The sequence below is a fragment of the Microbulbifer variabilis genome, assembly GCF_023716485.1.
Classification (GTDB): Bacteria; Pseudomonadota; Gammaproteobacteria; order Pseudomonadales; family Cellvibrionaceae; genus Microbulbifer; species Microbulbifer variabilis_B.
The window spans coordinates 2,218,052-2,233,868 of the sequence record NZ_CP092418.1 but is presented as its reverse complement, the minus strand read 5'-3'; the positions used below and the strand labels follow the sequence as shown (position 1 = coordinate 2,233,868).

At 47.9% G+C, this 15,817-nt stretch carries 15 protein-coding genes; 6 read left to right on the top strand and 9 right to left on the bottom strand.

Annotation, left to right across the window (positions count from 1 at the left end; genetic code table 11):
• The first annotated feature begins 2 nt into the window (after window positions 1-2).
• On the top strand, window positions 3-374 hold the full coding sequence (locus MJO52_RS09985) for a tetratricopeptide repeat protein (RefSeq protein WP_252085792.1): 372 nt from the start codon (window positions 3-5) through the stop codon (window positions 372-374).
• A gap of 37 nt (window positions 375-411) precedes the next feature.
• Here MJO52_RS09985 and MJO52_RS09980 read toward each other — a convergent pair whose 3' ends face one another.
• The gene (locus tag MJO52_RS09980; protein WP_252085791.1) at window positions 412-843 is read right to left on the bottom strand and encodes a MarR family winged helix-turn-helix transcriptional regulator; all 432 of its coding nucleotides are present in this window, start codon (window positions 841-843) and stop codon (window positions 412-414) included.
• A gap of 121 nt (window positions 844-964) precedes the next feature.
• On the opposite strand from MJO52_RS09980, the gene MJO52_RS09975 reads away from it, so the two are divergent.
• The 3 genes from MJO52_RS09975 to MJO52_RS09965 all read left to right on the top strand — a co-directional run bounded on the left by MJO52_RS09975 (window position 965) and on the right by MJO52_RS09965 (window position 2,585).
• Window positions 965-1,294 (top strand): cupin domain-containing protein, encoded by a 330-nt coding sequence (locus MJO52_RS09975; protein WP_252085790.1) that lies wholly within the window; start codon window positions 965-967, stop codon window positions 1,292-1,294.
• A gap of 188 nt (window positions 1,295-1,482) precedes the next feature.
• Window positions 1,483-1,989 carry a GNAT family N-acetyltransferase gene (locus MJO52_RS09970; protein WP_252085789.1) on the top strand — a complete coding sequence of 169 codons (507 nt, stop codon included), beginning with the start codon at window positions 1,483-1,485 and terminating at the stop codon, window positions 1,987-1,989.
• Between the two features lie 119 nt (window positions 1,990-2,108).
• Window positions 2,109-2,585, top strand: a complete 477-nt coding sequence (locus tag MJO52_RS09965; protein WP_252085788.1) for an AgmX/PglI C-terminal domain-containing protein — start codon at window positions 2,109-2,111, stop codon at window positions 2,583-2,585.
• Between the two features lie 120 nt (window positions 2,586-2,705).
• Here MJO52_RS09965 and MJO52_RS09960 read toward each other — a convergent pair whose 3' ends face one another.
• Both MJO52_RS09960 and MJO52_RS09955 read right to left on the bottom strand, forming a co-directional pair.
• Window positions 2,706-3,308 (bottom strand): nitroreductase family protein, encoded by a 603-nt coding sequence (locus MJO52_RS09960; RefSeq protein ID WP_252085787.1) that lies wholly within the window; start codon window positions 3,306-3,308, stop codon window positions 2,706-2,708.
• 117 nt (window positions 3,309-3,425) lie between these two features.
• Window positions 3,426-4,331 carry a LysR family transcriptional regulator gene (locus MJO52_RS09955; RefSeq protein WP_252085786.1) on the bottom strand — a complete coding sequence of 302 codons (906 nt, stop codon included), beginning with the start codon at window positions 4,329-4,331 and terminating at the stop codon, window positions 3,426-3,428.
• Window positions 4,332-4,434: 103 nt separating this feature from the next.
• On the opposite strand from MJO52_RS09955, the gene MJO52_RS09950 reads away from it, so the two are divergent.
• Complete coding sequence (locus tag MJO52_RS09950; protein ID WP_252085785.1) at window positions 4,435-5,379, top strand: DMT family transporter; 945 nt, start codon at window positions 4,435-4,437, stop codon at window positions 5,377-5,379.
• Between the two features lie 49 nt (window positions 5,380-5,428).
• Here MJO52_RS09950 and MJO52_RS09945 read toward each other — a convergent pair whose 3' ends face one another.
• Window positions 5,429-5,674, bottom strand: coding sequence for a DUF2164 domain-containing protein (locus tag MJO52_RS09945; RefSeq protein WP_152453703.1), 246 nt, complete (start codon window positions 5,672-5,674; stop codon window positions 5,429-5,431).
• 197 nt (window positions 5,675-5,871) lie between these two features.
• Here MJO52_RS09945 and MJO52_RS09940 point away from each other — a divergent pair, with 197 nt between their 5' ends.
• A complete protein-coding gene (locus MJO52_RS09940; protein WP_252085784.1) occupies window positions 5,872-6,708 on the top strand; it encodes a DUF4349 domain-containing protein in 837 nt (278 codons plus the stop codon).
• Between the two features lie 143 nt (window positions 6,709-6,851).
• Here the strand turns inward: MJO52_RS09940 and MJO52_RS09935 are convergent, their stop codons facing one another.
• The 5 genes from MJO52_RS09935 to prpC all read right to left on the bottom strand — a co-directional run bounded on the left by MJO52_RS09935 (window position 6,852) and on the right by prpC (window position 15,771).
• On the bottom strand, window positions 6,852-9,479 hold the full coding sequence (locus tag MJO52_RS09935) for a TonB-dependent receptor (RefSeq protein ID WP_252085783.1): 2,628 nt from the start codon (window positions 9,477-9,479) through the stop codon (window positions 6,852-6,854).
• A gap of 284 nt (window positions 9,480-9,763) precedes the next feature.
• Window positions 9,764-10,438, bottom strand: coding sequence for a 2OG-Fe(II) oxygenase (locus MJO52_RS09930; RefSeq protein WP_252085782.1), 675 nt, complete (start codon window positions 10,436-10,438; stop codon window positions 9,764-9,766).
• A gap of 296 nt (window positions 10,439-10,734) precedes the next feature.
• Window positions 10,735-11,916 carry a 2-methylaconitate cis-trans isomerase PrpF gene (gene prpF / locus MJO52_RS09925; RefSeq protein WP_252085781.1) on the bottom strand — a complete coding sequence of 394 codons (1,182 nt, stop codon included), beginning with the start codon at window positions 11,914-11,916 and terminating at the stop codon, window positions 10,735-10,737.
• A complete protein-coding gene (gene acnD / locus MJO52_RS09920; RefSeq protein WP_252085780.1) occupies window positions 11,917-14,514 on the bottom strand; it encodes a Fe/S-dependent 2-methylisocitrate dehydratase AcnD in 2,598 nt (865 codons plus the stop codon). It abuts the gene before it with no gap.
• Between the two features lie 129 nt (window positions 14,515-14,643).
• Entirely contained in the window at window positions 14,644-15,771 is a 1,128-nt protein-coding gene (gene prpC / locus MJO52_RS09915; protein WP_252085779.1) for a bifunctional 2-methylcitrate synthase/citrate synthase, read from the bottom strand.
• Between the last annotated feature and the right edge of the window lie 46 nt (window positions 15,772-15,817).

The following is a 15,817-nucleotide window of genomic DNA, read 5'->3' as shown; positions in this document are numbered from 1 at the left end:
ATATGGACAGAGATAAAAGCTATCGCAGGGCTTGTGAGCTCCAAACTTCTGGGAAGCTTTCTCAAGCTCTTCAGCTTTATGCACAGTTAACGGCCTCATCTAATGACCCAAGATATTACATCGCTTATGGTATGTGCCTCCAAGAATTAAATCATTGGAAACAATCTATAGCGGTTTTAAAAAGAGCCATTGATCTAAAGCCCCACTACTGCCTACCAGATGCACAACTTTCTCTAGCGATAGCTTACCTTAAAGTCAATCAGAAAAAGGAAGCGATAAAGCTACTGAGTCTTTGTGCATCAAGGGCTCCTGAATACCCAAGTTATGAGTCAGTTCCAAACAAAGCCAAAGAGTTATTAAAAAATCGTAAATAACAAACCAAAGTGATGGACGATTGAATAAGGTCCAACCCTATTTTTTCAGCCGGGATAAAATTTTATGACACAGTGAGGTCAAGTCCTGTTGCTCTTCAGCCGTTAATCTGACCTTGCAGGCCATATCTTCAAGTATATGAGAGGTTTTCTGCTTTAGATCGCACCCTTTTTGGGTGAGGACAATCACTTTTGCCCGCTCGTCCACGCTGGACTTTTGCCTCTCGATAAACCCTTTAGCCTCTAGGCGTTTCAGAACTTGAGTCAAGGTGCCTGCATCCAGGTAAGTCTGATGGCTTAGCTCTTTGATAAAAATAGAGTCTTCATTCCAAAGGCTCATCATCACCAGAAACTGCGGGTAGGTAAGATCAAACTGATCAAGCTCCGGCCTGTATTCACGCACCATAGAGTTCGCTGTCGAATATAAGGCAAAACACACCAACTCTTGGAGATTGAACTCTTTTGGGGTCATCTTGATTACTCACTGAACAGACCCATATATTATGCGCGCAAAGTACTTGACGGTAAACCCGAACTTAAACAACAATAGTTTGTACGCAAAATATTGTTGTTTAAGATGGGAGAGTACTTCGATGGATCAAGTGAATTTTTCTGGCATCACATCTAGTCACTGGAAGAAGATTGAAGCCAGGGAGGTTGCCCCCGGCATATTCGAGAGAAGTCTATGGAGAGAGGAAGCAGGAAGCTGGGTGTCTGTCTTCGAGTTTCTACCTGGAGCCAGATTCCCAGGTGTGGAAACACATGTTGACGGTGCAGAACAAATTTTTGTGATTTCCGGGGTCTTTAATGATGGCAGAGACGATCATCCTGAGGGATCATTTATTCACAACCCCATTGGCTCAGCACATATTCCCCAGTCAGAAACAGGATGTACTGTCTTGTTGAAATTCCAGGCGGCTTAAAATTTTTTTACCGTCTTGGTGCCCTATTCCTGGCATAGGGCACCCGAGATGCAGTCATTTACACCCGTCCCTCTATCCCCTTCTGCCAACTCAAATGTTTTAACAATTCTTTAGAGATTACACACCTAATTTTTATATGCTAAATTTTGCTTTCACCATATTCATTACTCGAATTCCCAGGCATTACCTTGAAATTAGTACCCCCTTCAGCTATCTATGAGGCTAGTTATCAGCAATATATAAAAGAGTTGGGTGATGAAGAGCGCTATCCCTTTCCTATGGATTTTGATCATGCGGACTTCGAAGCTCTCATCCAAAAGCTCATTAACTTTGCAAAGGGTAAAAACCTACCGGAAGGCTTTGTCCCAAGTTCTACACTATGGCTTGTTGATGAAACTGAAATCGTAGGCGTCACCAATATTCGCCACTACCTGAACGATAGAATTACCCACTGCGGTGGGCACATTGGTTTGGGGATCAGACCCAAGTATAGAGGTAAAGGGTACGGTAAACGCCTGATGGAGCTCTCGATCCAGTGGCTTCAGGAAATGAAAGCCGGGACAATTCACATTCACTGTCACAAAGACAACCCCGCCTCTGCCAATACAATTAAGGCATGTGGTGGATTATTGGATTCTGAGATCGAAGCAGATGGGAAAATTGTACAAAGATACCTTGTAAAGCCTGGCGATTAATTGTTACAGAAAATTCACGAACCTTAGGTTTAACCAATCAATACGCTAATCTCCCCCTAGAGGTAGCACCTAAAGTAGACTAAGTACTTGGTCAAGAATATCGAAGTATGAATGGATAAATGAACCGATTTACTTATCAAAGCTTATTCTGTATCAGTCTCACACTCTCCAGTAATCTTGCAAGCGCGGAAATTTATCAGTGGGTCGATCAAAGCGGAAACGCCAGCTTCTCTGATAAAAAACCACCAGCCATAGCAGATGCCACCCTTAAAAAAACCGTTAAGAAAAAGCGAGAGCGTAGCAGAGTAGAAATTCAGCAGGTATTTGATAAACACAAAGGCCAGCTTTATCGTTTATACTTAAGTGCGCGCAAACAAGACCCTGACCTTGAAGGCGGCGCGGAATTTATTATCGATATTGAACCTAGTGGCGAAGTCGCCAATATCGCATTGGCCAGCTCCAGCCTCGATTCCAAGCCGTTTACCGATCAGTTAATGGCAAAGATTCAGGAATTTAACTTCGGTGCCAGCGACACACGGAGAACAACAATTCACTACCCGATTCATTTTTTTACCCACCCAATAACCGCCAATTGACTTTGTGCTCTAATCCGCTTGTGATCAATTATCCCACTAGCGGAGATATGGATAATTGATCACAAGAACAGCCCTACAGATTGCAAGCATAAATACTAAACTACGGTATGTAAGTTATGCTCAAAATTGGTTTTCAAATAACACTTCACCCAATGCTAACTGGCCACCACGTCCATTCGCTGCTTTGCTAGCCTTACCCACGACTATCATCATTCCGATCAGATAACCTTCTGGCAGGTTTATAAGCTCGGCCACTTTATCTGAGTCAAATCCAACCAGCGCGCCGGTGTCATAGCCCAGTGCTTTTGCCGCAAGCATCATAGTTTGCGCCGCTAAGCCACAGCTCCTTATTGCTTCATCTCGCTGTAATTGGGGTTTATCTCTATAGAAGTCAGTTAGCATCGGGACTAAAAGTTCCCTCGCCTCTCTGGGTGCATCAGCCCAATAGCGTTCTGGTCGATCTTTCCAAGCGTTTATATCTGCACAAAGAATAATCAGCTCAGACGCATCTTCCACTTGCTGTTGACCCCAGGCAGCATCCTTAAGTCTGCTTCGAAGCCTGGAATCTGTTACTCGCAGGAATCTCCAATGCTGAATGTTATAGGATGTTGGCGATAACATTGTGGCTTGGATAAGCTGGTTAAACTCACTTGATGTCATCTTTTCAGATACATCGTAATGCTTGACCGAACGGCGAGTTTCAACAGCAGTGAACAGGTCCATAATTTCCCTCTGACAATTAATCATCTTGTGAATGTCGATGAGAGAAAGCTTATTGGGTTTCTCCTGGCTTGATAATGGGCTCTTTTGTTAAAAGATTGTTGAGAAAAAGTTTACAAACTAACAATCCCAATAGGGAATGTCGCCACCAAAGTACTCAATGGCAAAGTCTATAAAGGCCCGTACTTTGGCAGGCATATACTGCCGCTCCGGAAATACGGCATAAATAGTCTTGGCCGGCATTTGATATTCTTCAAACAAAGGCACCAGGAGACCACTCTTGATATCCGCTCCTGCGACAAAAGTCGGCAGGCGGCCGATGCCAAGCCCCTGGAGAATGGCTTCCCGCAGCGCTTCACTGTTATTGACCTGGTAGTTACCCCTGACTTCTATGGTGTGCAGATGGTTATCCTGAATAAAATTCCACTCTTTTACATCTCTGGAATAAGTAAACATCAAACAATTGTGCTCTGTTAACTGTTCAAGCTCGATCGGTTTGCCGAACTCTTCCAAGTACGCGGGAGAGGCACAGAGCACGCTTTCCAGAGGCGCCAGCTTGCGGGCAATCAAACTGGTATCAGGCAGGTCACCACCACGGATAGCGATATCAAACCCCTCTCCAATCAGGTCTACCACCTTATCGTCCATCACCAGATCAATCGTGATTTTTGGATAGCGCTTGAGAAACACTGGGATAAGTGGTGCCAAATGCAACCTGCCAAAGGACATTGGGGCATTGATTCGCAAGCGCCCCTGAGGCTCACCTTGAAGCTGAGTCACTGCATCCTGAGCGTCCTGTGCGGCCTGATAAGCGATTCGGGCATGCTGAAAAAAATGCTCACCCGCCTCTGTCAAGCTCAGCTTGCGGGTGGTGCGATGTAATAGTTTTACCCCAAGTTGCTCTTCCAGCTGACTGACCCGTTTACTAACTGCAGACTTGGATATCCCCAGCAACTTGGCGGCCGGGGAAAAGCCACCGGTTTCGGCCACTGTGACAAATACCGGTATGGCTGCAAAACTTTCCATAAATTACTGTTTCCTTTTTCTCAACAGTATGTATCTTAATTGATGGATTATCAGTTTATCAGAAACGAGTTACTCTGATCTCGCTTTTATTGAGGGAAGAGTCATGCGTGAACTTTCAAGGGGTATCAACCCTACAGCAACGGCAAGCAGCGGCACATCATTGTGGTGGGTTCACGGCTTGATGATAGCCTGCACATTACTTGTCGCTGGCTCATTTCCTGTTGGTGCGTTAATCGCCGATTCGTTACCGGCAGATTGCTTGATGATGATTCGGTTCTTAATTGCAACAGGGCTATTTGCTCCCTTCATATTCTTAAAGCATGGATTTCAGCTTCCACACCTCAAAAAGCTACTGGGTTATGCGCTACTCAGCATCCCATTGGTTATCTTTTTCTGGTGTATGTTTGAAGCGCTCAAATACACCACAGCAGTAAATACCGGCGCCCTTTTTACAACCGTTCCTGCAATGACTGCCGTCTTTGCCTTGATCATCAATGGTGAGCGTAGCAGCGCCCGCAAAGTCATCGGTCTTACCCTTGGAACATTGGGTGCGGCCTGGATTGTATTTGAAGGGAGTATTACAACAGCGATAACGCTGGATCTAAATAGAGGGGATTGGATATTCACCTTAGGTGCTATATCGCTCAGCTTGTATAATCCACTGATCAAGAGAGTCCACTCAGGGGAGCCTACAGAGGTTATGACATTCTGGGTTATTCTATTTGGCGCCCTCTGGTTATTACTGCTTTCATTCCCAAGTTTAAGCCAAATAGAATGGCGGAATATACCTGTCGAAACTTACGGAGGGCTATTCTATTTAGCCTTATTCACAACATTAATCAGTTTTTTCCTACTGCAATTTAGCACAATAAGAATCGGGGCGACCAAAGTTGCAGCATACAGCTTCTTGAATCCGGTATTTGTACTGGCATTGGCTACAGCATTGGAAATGACGAAATTCTCTATCAACTTTATACCTGGAATAATCTTAGTATTTGCAGCCATGTTATTTATCCAAGCAGAAAAACCCAAGAAAAAATACCCCTGAACAACTCAAGAACAATAGAATCAAATTGCCATCAATAGGGGCAATATTTCTAGTCGACAGTCTTTTCTATTTCATAAATTGCATCAGAAATATCTTCCAACTTAGAGGACACTATTACCTGAGCATCATGTAGACCTTGATTATAAAACCCTGCCCCCATCTCCTTTGCAAGAAAATCAATAAAGAACTCCGCTTCAAAACTGCCAATCTCCAACTCAAATTCTTTAGATAAATAACCCCTAATCTTTTCGATTAGCTCTAACTTTCGCCTTTCTTCCAGTTCTATTGTCGACATAACCTATTTTCCAACAATACACAAATTTAGAACAAACACTCAGCCCCATATGAGAATAACACAAATGTTGAGACCCTTAATGAATCCCAAATGCATGACTCCAAGTAAACAACATGTACAGCGGCGCATATCTTTATAAGCAAACCGGACAATGTTAGATTCGAATCTATTCGGATTAACTAAAAAACGGGATCAAAATGAGACTCTTTAACTACTTCTTTGCCCTGCTTATATTGGGCAGTAGCTCTGGCTGCTCAGAATCAAGCAGTGATAGATCAACAACTTCATACAGTCCCAATGCCCATACCACCAGCAACAGGGTTGCAGATATCCGGTTCCCGGAACCTATCACAGGGGGCAATCGAGGTGAACAAGATCAGTATATTGCTTACGAACATTTCCTGACAGCTGAACTACCTGCTGAAGAAGTTGAACCTGTATTCCACAAACTCCAATTACTTTGCCAACAGGAGATGGAGAAAAAATGCACTATATTGCATTCTAGTCTCCGTAATGATGAAAAGCCCTACGGAAGGATTCACCTTAGAATACACCCCACCGGAGTCGATAAAATCATTGATCTGGCATCAAAGCAAGGAGGAGTGATACAGCGGGAAACCAAAGCAGATGATTTACAGGATGTAATTATCGACAGTCAAAAACGACTTGAAATGTTACTCCAGTATCAATCGAGACTTATAGAACTGGAACAAAAATCTGCGAGTGACATTGATACTCTAATAAAGGTTGCTGAAAGGTTAGCATCAGTACAATCTGATATTGAGTATTCACAAGGTAAAAAAGCTAAACTGCTCAAGCGAATTCAGATGGATGTGGTTGAAATTGAATTACACTCAAAATCTTATACTTCTTTCTGGAGTCCCATATTAGACTCCCTATCTCATTTTGGTGAAAATTTGTCTGATGGGCTATCTGAGGCAATCACTGCAATCGCCTACCTTTTACCCTGGATGCTTATCGCCCTATTTGTATTTTATCTGATTCGCATAATTTGGCGTAAAACCAGAACCTAGCAGTTTACATAGCCCCAAGATACACGCATGTCTTGATATGGGCTAAAGTACTCGTGAGAAGTTTTGACTTCACTCACGAGTCATAAAAAAAGCCGGACCATCTAAATTGACCCGGCTTTTTACTATGGAGTAACAGTAGCTACTTAGAAGTTGTAGTTAAAGCGTACACCGTAGCTCATTGGAGTGGAGAATGGCCCAGATACGAGGCCATCACTTCCATCAGCGTAGTAGGGAACAATCTCATCAGTCAGGTTATTACCAAAGGCTTCAACGTTCCACTGATCGTCCGGGCTTACATACTTCACGGAAGCACTTACCATCCAGAAGGAATCACGACTGTCATCAAAAGCAGAAGTATCACCAGTGGGGAAGTCGTGCTTGTCAACATTCCAGTAGGTCAGGTAAGACTCATCTTCCCAGTGGATGCCTATAAACGGAATAATTGCACCACCCTGGGCCAACTCAAAGGTGTGATCATAATTGATTGTGAAGCTGAATTCAGGTGATACAGGCAACTCATTACCCTTCAAATTTCGGAAGAGCTCTTCATTAGTATTGTCATGAGCTAAACCGTAATCCGAAATTTCGAATAACGCTTGGTTATTGAAATTCCAGCGGTTCTGAAAATCAGAGGTGATTTCTGTTTGCATCCAGGTAGCAAAACCACTGATTCGGCCATTCGGATAGGGGGCCCAGTCAAACTCTAACTCTAGCCCCATAATCTCTGCGCTAGCAGCATTCTTAGTAAGGTAAATGACGACGGGCTCGGTTGTAATTTCACCTGCGTTCTCACCTTCTCGCTCTACCGCATAGTACGAGTATGCAGTATCAGGTGCAGCTAGCTGCATATCTTTATAGTCGGAGAAAAAGAAGGTACTAGCCAGATTTAGTCGACCATCCAAGAAAGTACCTTTTGCTCCTAGCTCCCAAGTAATGACCTTCTCCTCATCATAGCTAGTGTCAATTACCTGTTGAACAACCCGATTTCCCTCATCATCGTAGATGTACTCAGCTGTGTCCGGGTCTTGCTCATATTGGATGACAACATCACCCAAACCACCGGACTTAAATCCACTTGCAACATATGCATACAGCATGACTTCATCTGTCAGGTCATAATCGAGACCAATTCGAAAGTCGGATGAATCCCAGCTCTTGCTGGCATCATTGTAAGTATCAATTGTATAAATTGAGCTGTCAGCAAAGTGGTTCGTAGAGAAGCTATTAAAGGTGCCCTGTAAATAGGCAGGGAAGCAGCCATACTCTTCATCTGATTCAGTGGACCAGTCTCGAGTGCAACTCAGGTTGTTACCACCTACATCACTCTTCTCATCTTCCGTATATCGACCACCAACAGTTAGGTGAAGGGTATCAGTAAGGTCATAGGTAGCCTGAGCAAATACTGCGCTGGCTTCTATAGTTCTATCTGGCTGCCTCCAGAATACGGCATTATCTAATGAGGCCAGGAAGTAACCATTCAGATCAGTGGTCTCGTGGAAATAAAACAAACCTGTAATCCACTGTAGGGGACCATCACCTGTAGATTGCAACTGTAACTCATGGGAGTAAGAGACATTTTCTGAGTCTGTAATGCTCATACTCATATCCCAGGTATTGCGACCAGCATCAATATCAATCAGGTTGCTTCGTTCCTGAACTGCATACCCGGTGTTATACACAAACGCCATGGTATCGCTGAAATCCCAGCGGAAGTTAGAACGGAATGAAGTCATGGTGAGATCAAGTTCACCTGGTACATTCACCGCTACGGTGTACTCATCAGCACCGGAGCCGTAGTAGGTTTCACAAGTTGTTCCATCTTCGCGCTGCTCAGCCTTTTCACAGTCAATAGTGTTGATGCCGCCTGCACTACTATCCTGATAGTGTTCCGCTACGGCATACCAAGAAATATCGTCAGTCGGTTCCCATAACGCACCTATACGCACCGCTTGCTGATCAACATTCCCATAAAAATCTTCAGCATCCGCCCTAACCAGCTGATAGTCTGTGGCTCCTTCAGCGTTATTCGCCTGAATAAAAGTTGTGATTGCGTTATCAGCTAATACACCCGCACCTACAGAGTCAGCATCAATATAGCGATTATCCCACTGGTTAACGTCATAAAACCCGGTAAGGTAGGAATCCCGTGTCTCATCCATAAAGGACGCACGAAGAGCAAAGGTATCTGAAACCGGAATATTGATAACGCCTTTGACCAGCTCTTGATTCCAGCGACCAAGCTCAACGCCCACGGAACCTTCGAACTCATTAATTACCGGTCTTTTTGAAATAACATTAATGGCACCAACAGTAGAATTACGCCCGTAAAGAGTACCTTGAGGCCCACGCATGGCTTCTACCCTTTCAGAGTCAAACATCATTGCCATTGCAGACTGGGGGCGCGAAGAATAAATACCGTCGAAGTGTAAGCCAACAGCTGGATCACCAAACTCAGTAGTATTGGTAGAGCGAACACCACGCATAGAAATCACTGGTGAAGACTGAGAAGCATCATAGCCGATATCCACATTGGGAATTGTACTGCCCAGATCTTTTACATTCTTAATACCCTGACGATCTAACTCTTCCTGGGTGAAAGCGGAAATGGCTACTGGAGTTTCCATCAGGTTGGTTTCGCGCTTCGTCGCAGTAACAGTGACTTCTTCCAACGCCCAGTCATCTTCTTGATTACTAGCTTCCTGTGCCCAGGCTGAGGCCACCGCTATATTGGCCATTGCAATCGCAAGGGTAAGTGGTTTTTTAATTGTCATTGATGTCTCTCCAATCTGCTGCAACAGGAAAGCCGGTTTGATTGTTATGCGTGGCTTACCTACGGGCCGTCGGCTGTACGTCGGCTAGGTTAAAATCTCAAAAAGGAGAGTTCTGTGAAACTGAGATACGATGGGGCGGATCGCGATTAGGATCAATCGGATCTCTAAATCAATCGAAAGGTGATTTAGTACCCTATAAACCCTGCGGTTACCGCAGGGTACTAGTAGGTTTACCTAGGTAGGTGGCTCACTAGAGGTTAATTTTAAGCGGGTAACTCATTAATTTAACGGGGCGGATCAACCCGATCGGTTACTGAAGTATTTACCCGAAACCAGCCTGCAATGGAGTAGCGATCCCGATTAGCTGGTAGAACTTCGTGGGGAAACTCCTCACTTAAGAAAGTCACTACCGTTCCCATTAACGGCGTTACTTTGGTGCCGACCCTATCCTGCTCATCTTTGTAGAGCACAAGCTCACCAGCATCCGAAGTGCTCCAGCCTGGATTAAGATAGACGACCAATGAGAGCACCCGGTTCGCCTCTCCGCGAAATGCATCGTAGTGCCTTTTGTAGTAGTCCCCAGGCCGGTAATGGGCAAAATGGCTTTCAAATGAGAAGAGCCCCAGAAAAAGATGCCTATTGAGATAAACCTGAAGCTGGCCCGCCCAGCTGAGCCAATCTCTTCCTGTAGCAGATTCCCCGGTAATCCAACAAATTTCATCCGTTCGCACGAATTCATTCCGTAGGTAATCGTCACCTCGCCCGACCCCTGCATCAATAAATTTCTCTCCGTTCATTTCCTGCTGATAGGTAAAAAGCGCACTGGAGAGTGATTCGGGTAGTGCGGCATGGCGAATACTATAGCCCTGCTCGGTAAGATCCCTAGCGATGTGTGCAAATAGAGTTTCATCGATAGTGTTATCGCCACCGAGCGACATTAACGATTTGGCTGCTACCAAGTTTATTTCCTGCTAACAATAAGAAGCACGGCGATGTGTAATTTCGCCAAGAGCACTACCTAATAATCAAACTGTATTCTTATAGAAACAGCGTAAGACCCGAGTGAGATTGCGGCCGAGGATAAACCAGGGGCTGGAATGGGTGGCTCGGGGTGCAGGGAAAGGTAGCCCAAAGCTGTATGAGAGTCTACGAAAGTATTGTGTGAGCCGGCTAATAAAATAGAAACCCTTCAAGAGTACAAGCCGACCACTAAAAAGGGGCGTATCACGCCCCTAAAGATGTGATTATACCAAGACTAGAAACTATCGCCTGGCACTCGCACCCAGCCTTCCATCAGGATGCGCGCACTACGGCTCATAATGGCTTTGGTGGCAACCCACTGGCCATCAACCACTTTCGCATGGGCTCCAACCCGCAATGTGCCTGAAGGATGGCCAAAGCAAATGGAGTTACGATCACCCCCACCGGCGGCAAGGTTGACTAGGGTGCCGGGAATAGCCGCTGCAGTTCCTATAGCCACGGCGGCTGTACCCATCATGGCGTGGTGCAGCTTACCCATGGAGAGGGCTCGCACAAGCAAATCAATATCTTGCGCCGCTACCTTTTTTCCACTGGAGGCAATGTAGTCCTGCGGCTTGGCGACAAAGGCGATCTTCGGCGTGTGCTGCCGAGCCGCGGCTTCCTCCACAGAGGAAATCAGGCCCATCTTCACCGCACCGTGGGCACGGATGGTCTCGAACATGGCGAGCGCCTTGCTATCGCCATTAATGGCATCCTGCAGCTCGGTGCCGGTATAGCCAATATCTTCCGCATTGACGAAGATCGTGGGGATACCGGCATTGATCATGGTCGCCTTGAGTACACCAATTCCTGGCACTTCGAGATCATCGACTGGGTTACCGGTGGGAAGCATGGCACCCTCGCCGTCCGAGGGGTCCATAAACTCAATTTCCACTTCGGCTGCCGGGAAAGTTACACCATCCAGCTCGAAATCTCCGGTTTCCTGCACTTCACCGTTGGTAATAGGTACATGGGCAATAATGGTTTGGCCAATATTGGCCTGCCAAATGCGCACTGTACAAATACCATTTTCTGGAATTCGCGCAGCATCCACAAAACCGCTATTAATCGCAAAAGCTCCAACAGCCGCAGTGAGATTACCGCAGTTACCACTCCAATCGACCATGGGCTTATCGATGGAAACCTGGCCAAACAGGTAGTTCACATCGTGATCGGGCTTATCACAGGCAGACAGGATCACTGTTTTGCTGGTGCTCGAAGTGGCTCCACCCATCCCATCGGTATGCTTTCCGTAAGGGTCCGGGCTGCCAATTACCCGCAACAGCAAATTATCACGGGCCTCTCCTGGAACCTGCGCAACTTCGGGTAGATCCTGTAAACGGAAGAAAACGCCCTTACTGGTGCCCCCGCGCATATAAGTCGCGGGGATTTTGACTTGAGGAACAAATTTCAACATTTAAGCCGTCGCCTCTGCTTCGAGGAAGTCTTTCGCAAAGCGCTGCAAAACACCCCCAGCCTCATAAATGGAAACCTCTTCTGCAGTATCCAAGCGGCAGGTTACCGGAGCTTCAACTGTCTCACCGTTGGCGCGGTGGATCAGTAGAGTCAGCGTGGCATGGGGGGTACGCTCACCGATTACGTCGAAACTTTCAGTACCGTCGATACCCAGGGTTTCGCGAGTAGTTCCCGGCTTAAACTCTAGCGGCAACACGCCCATACCGATCAGGTTAGTGCGGTGAATACGTTCAAAGCCTTCGGCGGCAATCGCCTCCACGCCGGCCAGGCGTACACCTTTCGCAGCCCAATCACGGGAAGAGCCCTGCCCATAGTCGGCACCGGCAATGATAATCAGCGGCTGCTTGCGATCCATATAAGTCTCGATCGCCTCCCACATACGGGTAACCTGCCCTTCCGGCTCGACACGAGCCAGAGAGCCCTGGCGAATCTCGCCCTTATCATCGCGAACCATTTCGTTGAGCAGCTTCGGGTTAGCGAAAGTTGCACGCTGGGCAGTGAGGTGGTCACCACGGTGGGTTGCGTAGGAGTTAAAGTCCTCTTCCGGCAATCCCATCTTCGCCAGGTATTCACCGGCAGCACTGCTGGCCAGAATGGCATTGGAGGGAGACAAGTGGTCGGTAGTGATATTGTCACCCAGCACCGCCAGCGGGCGCATGCCCTTCAAGCTGCGCTCGCCTGCCAGGGCACCTTCCCAATAAGGTGGACGGCGAATATAGGTACTCATCGGGCGCCAGTCATAGAGTGCGTGACCCTGCTCTTCTGCGGCATCCCGCTCTTCGAACATGGGAATATACACATCGCGGAACTGCTGCGGCTTCACGCTCTGACGTACGATTGCATCGATCTCTTCGTCGCTGGGCCAGATATCTTTCAGGGTAATCGGGTTGCCATCGGCATCGTATCCCAGCGCATCTTTTTCGATATCAAAACGGATGGTGCCGGCAATAGCGTAGGCAACGACCAGCGGCGGTGAAGCCAGGAAAGCCTGCTTGGCATAGGGGTGGATACGACCATCGAAGTTGCGGTTTCCGGACAGGACCGCGGTGGCATACAGATCGCGGTCGATCACTTCCTGCTGGATTTTCGGGTCCAGGGCACCGCTCATGCCATTACAGGTGGTACAGGCGAAAGCCACTACACCGAAGCCCATCTGCTCCAGATCCGGTAGCAGGTCGGCCTCTTCCAGATACATTTTTACCGTTTTGGAGCCCGGCGCCAGGGAGGATTTCACCCAGGGCTTGCGGGTCAGGCCGAGCTTGTTCGCATTACGGGCAATCAGGCCTGCGGCAATCATATTGCGCGGGTTACTGGTATTGGTGCAGCTGGTAATCGCCGCGATAATCACAGCACCATCGGGCATCTCACCAGCTTTCTCTTCCCAGGCCTTGGCGATACCGCGATTGGCCAGTTCCGAGGCCGGCAGCAGCGCGTGAGGGTTGGAGGGGCCTGCAAGGTTACGACCTACTTTGTCCAGATCGAACTTCAGTACGCGCTCGTATTCGGCATCCTTCAAGGTATCGGACCAGAGGCCCGTTTCCTTGGCAAACTTCTCTACCAAAGCTACCTGCTCATCATCGCGGCCGGTGAGTTTGAGGTAGTCGATGGTTTGCTCATCGATGGAGAACATGGCCGCAGTCGCGCCATACTCTGGAGTCATATTGGAAATAGTGGCGCGATCCCCCAGGGTCAGGTTGGAAGCCCCTTCACCGTAGAATTCCAGGTAGGCTCCGACCACACGCTCGCGGCGTAGGAATTCAGTGAGAGCCAGTACCAAATCGGTACCGGTAATCCCGGGCTGCAATTTTCCGGTAAGTTCCACCCCAACGATATTCGGCAGACGCATATAAGAGGCGCGGCCGAGCATTACGCTTTCAGCTTCCAGGCCGCCAACGCCCACAGAAATCACACCCAGAGCATCGACCATCGGCGTGTGACTGTCGGTACCAACACAAGTATCCGGGAAGGCCACGCCTTCACGCACCTGCACCACCGGAGACATTTTCTCCAAGTTGATCTGGTGCATGATGCCGTTACCGGGGGGAATCACATCGACGTTTTCAAATGCGGTTTTGGTCCAGTTGATAAAGTGGAAGCGATCTTCGTTACGACGCTCCTCTACCGCACGATTCTTTTCAAAAGCATCCTTCTCAAAACCGGGGTGCTCTACCGCGAGGGAGTGGTCCACAATCAACTGGGTAGGAACAACTGGATTTACCTTGGCGGGATCACCGCCTTTATCGGCAATGGCATCGCGCAGACCGGCCAGGTCTACCAATGCGGTTTGGCCGAGGATATCGTGGCACACCACTCGCGCCGGGAACCAGGGAAAATCCAGCTCGCGTTTACGCTCGATAATCTGCTTCAGCGAGTCGGACAGTTTTTCCGGCTCGCAGCGACGCACTAGGTTTTCCGCCAGAATACGTGAGGTATACGGCAGTTTGGCATAGGCTCCGGGCTGGATCGCGTCAACGGCGGCGCGGGTATCGAAATAATCGAGGTCGGTACCGGGCAGTGATTTGCGGTAATCAGTATTCATAGCTAGGTAAATCAGTTCAGTCGAATCTTTTTAAAGTCGTGTCTCTTCTGAGAGAGGCTCCAGATCACCCAAAAAGGCAACCTGAAGCCGGCACACTGGGTGTGCCTCATTTCAATAGTGAAATGAAAATTAACCGCGCTCGGCGATAGGCGGTACTTCGCGCGGTTCGACACCTACATATTCAGCGCTCGGGCGAATAATGCGGTTGTCTGCACGCTGTTCAAATACGTGGGCAGCCCAACCAGTAACACGCGACATTACAAAAATCGGCGTGAACAATTTGGTGGGAATTCCCATAAAGTGATAAGCGGATGCATGGAAAAAGTCGGCATTACAGAACAACTTTTTCTCGCGCCACATGACTTCTTCGCAGCGTACGGAAACCGGGTACAAGACCTTATCGCCCACATCTTCAGACAGTTTCTCAGACCAGGCTTTGATGATCTCGTTGCGCGGATCGGATTCGCGATAAATCGCGTGGCCGAAGCCCATGATTTTCTCTTTGCGCTCCAGCATACCCAGCAGTTCTTTCTCTGCTTCATCCGGGTTGGCAAAACGCTCGATCATTTCCATTGCCGCCTCGTTGGCGCCGCCATGCAACGGGCCACGCAGAGTGCCGATAGCACCGGTAATGCAGCTAAACAGATCAGACAGGGTAGAGGCACAAACACGCGCAGTGAAAGTGGACGCGTTAAACTCGTGCTCTGCGTAGAGGATCAGGGAAACATTCATCACCTGCTCATGCAGGGCATTGGGTTTCTCACCGCGCAGCATATGCAGGAAGTGGCCGCCGATGCTGTCATCGTCGGTATCCGTTTCAATGCGCACGTTGTCGTGGGTGAAACGATACCAGTAGCAAATGATGGAGGGAAAAGCAGCCAGTAAGCGGTTGGCTTTTTCCAGCTGCTGCGCGAAGGACTCTTCCCCTTCCAGGTTGCCCAGCATGGAGCATCCAGTACGCATTACGTCCATCGGATGGGCATCGGCGGGAATACGCTCCAGCACTTCTTTCAGTGCTTGCGGCAAACCGCGCAAACCTTTTAATAAGGCCTTGTATTCCGCCAACTGGTCGCTGGTGGGCAGCTCTCCGTAGAAAATCAGGTAGGCAACTTCTTCAAACTCGCAGTGTTGGGCCAGGTCTTTGATATCGTAACCGCGGTAAGTGAGGCCAGAGCCGGATTTACCTACCGTGGACAACGCAGTTTTACCCGCTACCTGGCCACGCAAGCCGGCGCCACTCAATGCTTTTTCTGCCATCTTCCTTATCTCCCCTTTGTAGGCACAGTTTCTGTGTTCGTCCGAA

Excerpts from the sequence above, each read along its gene's own strand:
- MJO52_RS09935 (WP_252085783.1), bottom strand. The coding sequence starts at position 9,479 with ATGACAATTAAAAAACCACTTACCCTTGCGATTGCAATGGCCAATATA.
- MJO52_RS09950 (WP_252085785.1), top strand. The coding sequence starts at position 4,435 with ATGCGTGAACTTTCAAGGGGTATCAACCCTACAGCAACGGCAAGCAGC.
- MJO52_RS09955 (WP_252085786.1), bottom strand. The coding sequence starts at position 4,331 with ATGGAAAGTTTTGCAGCCATACCGGTATTTGTCACAGTGGCCGAAACC.
- MJO52_RS09985 (WP_252085792.1), top strand. The coding sequence starts at position 3 with ATGGACAGAGATAAAAGCTATCGCAGGGCTTGTGAGCTCCAAACTTCT.
- MJO52_RS09980 (WP_252085791.1), bottom strand. The coding sequence starts at position 843 with ATGACCCCAAAAGAGTTCAATCTCCAAGAGTTGGTGTGTTTTGCCTTA.
- acnD (WP_252085780.1), bottom strand. The coding sequence starts at position 14,514 with ATGAATACTGATTACCGCAAATCACTGCCCGGTACCGACCTCGATTAT.
- MJO52_RS09965 (WP_252085788.1), top strand. The coding sequence starts at position 2,109 with ATGAACCGATTTACTTATCAAAGCTTATTCTGTATCAGTCTCACACTC.
- MJO52_RS09975 (WP_252085790.1), top strand. The coding sequence starts at position 965 with ATGGATCAAGTGAATTTTTCTGGCATCACATCTAGTCACTGGAAGAAG.
- MJO52_RS09960 (WP_252085787.1), bottom strand. The coding sequence starts at position 3,308 with ATGGACCTGTTCACTGCTGTTGAAACTCGCCGTTCGGTCAAGCATTAC.
- prpF (WP_252085781.1), bottom strand. The coding sequence starts at position 11,916 with ATGTTGAAATTTGTTCCTCAAGTCAAAATCCCCGCGACTTATATGCGC.
- prpC (WP_252085779.1), bottom strand. The coding sequence starts at position 15,771 with ATGGCAGAAAAAGCATTGAGTGGCGCCGGCTTGCGTGGCCAGGTAGCG.
- MJO52_RS09940 (WP_252085784.1), top strand. The coding sequence starts at position 5,872 with ATGAGACTCTTTAACTACTTCTTTGCCCTGCTTATATTGGGCAGTAGC.
- MJO52_RS09945 (WP_152453703.1), bottom strand. The coding sequence starts at position 5,674 with ATGTCGACAATAGAACTGGAAGAAAGGCGAAAGTTAGAGCTAATCGAA.